The following is a 3,184-nucleotide window of genomic DNA, read 5'->3' as shown; positions in this document are numbered from 1 at the left end:
GGGGGCTGACGGAAAGGCAACCTCCACCCTGACGGACAGCGGGGATACCGGCACGACGCAGGTGACGGCTTCTCTGGATAACGGCAGCACTAAAACGATCGGCATCACCGTGGAAGACAGGTCTGTCAGTTATATCATTCAGAGCCTGACCAGTGACAAGAGCAGTATTATCAATAACGGTACCGACCCGGCCACCCTGACCGCAACGGTGGTGGACAGCAGCACGAACCTGCCGGTCTCCGGAGTGACCGTAACCTGGAATACCACCCTGGGTAACCTGAACATCACCAGTTCGGTGACTAATGGCAGTGGTCAGGCGAGCACACAGTTAACGGCGGAGCAGGAAGGGACAGCCACCGTAACGGCACAGCTGGATAATGGCAACCGCGCCACCCTGACCATTACCGTGGAGGATAAATCGGTCAACTATGCGGTCAGTGGCCTGACCAGTGACAAGAACAGCATCGTTAATGATGATGCTGATGTAGCCACCCTGACAGCAACGGTAGTGGACAGCAGCACGAACCTGCCGGTCTCCGGAGTGACTGTAACCTGGAATACCACCCTGGGTAACCTGAACATCACCAGTTCGGTGACTAACGGCAGTGGTCAGGCGAGCACACAGTTAACGGCGGAGCAGGAAGGGACAGCCACCGTAACGGCACAGCTGGATAATGGCAGCCGCGCCACACTGACCATTACCGTGGAGGATAAATCGGTCAATTATGTGGTCAGTAGCCTGACCAGTGACAAGGACAGCATCGTTAATGATGGCACTGATGCGGCGGCGCTGACGGCAACCGTTCATGACGGTAGTGGAAACATGGTGGCCGGCGCGACGGTTTACTGGAGTACAACCCTGGGCTCAGTGACCCCGGTGACATCGGTGACGGGGGCTGACGGAAAGGCAACCTCCATCCTGACGGACAGCGGGGATACCGGCACGGCGCAGGTGACGGCTTCTCTGGATAACGGCAGCACTAAAACGATCAGCATCACCGTGGAAGAGGGCATTGTGGTGCGTGGGGCAAGGAACATAAAAGCTGACCGGACCTGTAGCCCTCCTCTGGTGGCTCTGGGCAAGCAGACATTAAGGCCAGTTGTGGCACAGTGGCAGTATGAAGGCGAGGGCGAAAGCGAAGTGGTAACGGCGAGCCGGTTCACCGATCAGCATCCGGAAAAAGAACTGACCGTGTGGTCATCAACATCCCGCACTCAGCTCACCCTGCGGCCACAGAATATTTCAGTCAATTGGATGAGCACTGTCAGTGCATCCACCGCTCTGCTGAACCGTGGCAATGTTGTCGCCTGGGGAGACAGCTCTTATGGTGGAAGTGTGCCGTCCGGCATCGCTTCGCGCACGGATCTGTCCAGCGTATGCGCAAGTCATGGCGCTTTTGCCGCACTGAGTACCGGAGGCAGTGTCGTGGCATGGGGTGACGATAATTATGGAGGAAGTGTCCCCTCAGCTATTGCTTCGCGAACTGATCTGGTGAGTGTGACAGCAAATGAGTGGGCCTTTGCCGCCCTGACAAAGGGAGGCGGTGTGGTGGCCTGGGGGGACGGTCGTTATGGCGGCAGCGTACCATCGAATATTGCTTCACGCACTGACCTGGTGGATTTACGGGGTGCTGCGGACGCCTTTGCAGCCCTGACTGCCGGAGGGAGTGTGGTGGCCTGGGGAGATTTCGACCTTGGCGGCAGAGTGCCATCGGATATTTCTGCACGCACCGATCTGAAAAGTTTGTTTGCAAACTTCGGCGCTTTTGCAGCCCTGACCTCCGGAGGCAGTGTCGTGGCATGGGGTGATGATGATGATGGAGGAAGTGTCCCCTCAGCTATTGCCTCACGTACGGATTTGGTGAATGTGGCAGCAACAGAGATGTCCTTCGCAGCCCTGACTAGTGGAGGAAACGTGGTGGCCTGGGGATACAGTAATTCAGGTGGAAGCGTGCCATCGGACATTGCTTCACGTAACGATCTGGTTAGCTTGTGTGGTAGCGGGCACGCCTTTGCTGCATTGACTGCTCAGGGCGGCGTCGTATCTTGGGGAGATGAAGCTTATGGCGGCAGTGTCCCGCCCGGGATTGCTTCACGTACCGATCTGGTTAATCTCGCGGCGACAGAAAGTGCTTTTGCGGCACTGACCGCTTCGGGTGACGTTCTTGCCTGGGGGAACGCGACCCAGGGCGGCACGATCCCCTCTGATGTGGCCGACATGCTGACGAACGTGGTGGCAATATACAGTGGCTATTTGATGTTTGTCGCCCTGACATCCGATGATACTGTGGTTGTCTGGGGGGAGGGCGGAACAATGGCAAATATTCCGGCTGAGCTACAGGGGAATATCTCGTACCTGGAATAAATCATTCCGATAGCGTCCTGGAGGTTTACCAGAAACAGAGGCAGGCATAGCACGTTATGCCTGCCAATATGAGGAGCATCTGCTCGCTTCAGCTATTTACTGTGATCCGGAAACAGCCCCCTGTTTCCGGATTTTTAATACACATCGTACACCAGGCCAAATGTAATACTTCAGCGGCAAAATTCTAAGTGACCAGAACGAGGCTAACGGCGGCATTTAGCACTTCGTTTATCTCTGTGTTATCGGGCAAAAAACACCCACTGCCGGGGTGCATTTGAGCCAATGCGACAGCCCCGCCGTGCCTATGCTGCTCCTGTCTTCATCATTAACCTGATTACAGAGAGTCCATCATGAATCCTGATAACCTGCAGACCAGTTCGCTGGTTTTTTACCCGCTTCCCAATTTTGCCGGAACTCCGCAACCCGTGGCACACGGGCAGTCGGGGATTGTGGCCAGCAGCAGCACCGACTGGTCGCTGCAGTCCGTGTCGGTGGGAGACACCATCACCCATGCCTATATCTGGAGCGGGGTCGATACCGGCAACCCCGGGCGGAGCTACACCGGACATACCGAGAGCTACGTGAGCGCCAGTGTCCGTGACCTGACGGCCACCTATCCGGCAAGCCAGTACCCGCTACAGTACCTGGGGCTCGACAACACGCTGGCGGTTCCGGTGACGGTGATGCTGAGTGGCCCGTTCAGCGGCGCGGACACGCTTGCGGCAACCGCGCTGGTTCCGGGGAGTACCGTATCACAGACGACGCTGGCCGCACCGGGTATCCCCGGCGCAATGGGTTTTATCGGTACGGTGGCCGGAA

1 protein-coding gene and 1 pseudogene are annotated in these 3,184 nt (G+C 57.1%); both read left to right on the top strand.

Features of this window, described 5'->3' with window-relative positions:
* On the top strand, positions 1 to 2,365 hold a 2,365-nt coding region (locus ACLW56_RS24910), incomplete at its 5' end, for an Ig-like domain-containing protein (protein WP_330986283.1).
* A 350-nt stretch (positions 2,366 to 2,715) separates the two neighbouring features.
* Positions 2,716 to 3,184: pseudogene (locus ACLW56_RS24905) on the top strand (hypothetical protein); the annotation flags it as partial.

The organism is Pantoea sp. sgz302252 (assembly GCF_047713085.1).
GTDB lineage: Bacteria > Pseudomonadota > Gammaproteobacteria > Enterobacterales > Enterobacteriaceae > Scandinavium.
The sequence above is the reverse complement of the archived record's forward strand: the minus strand, read 5'-3'. Positions and strand labels throughout refer to the sequence as shown.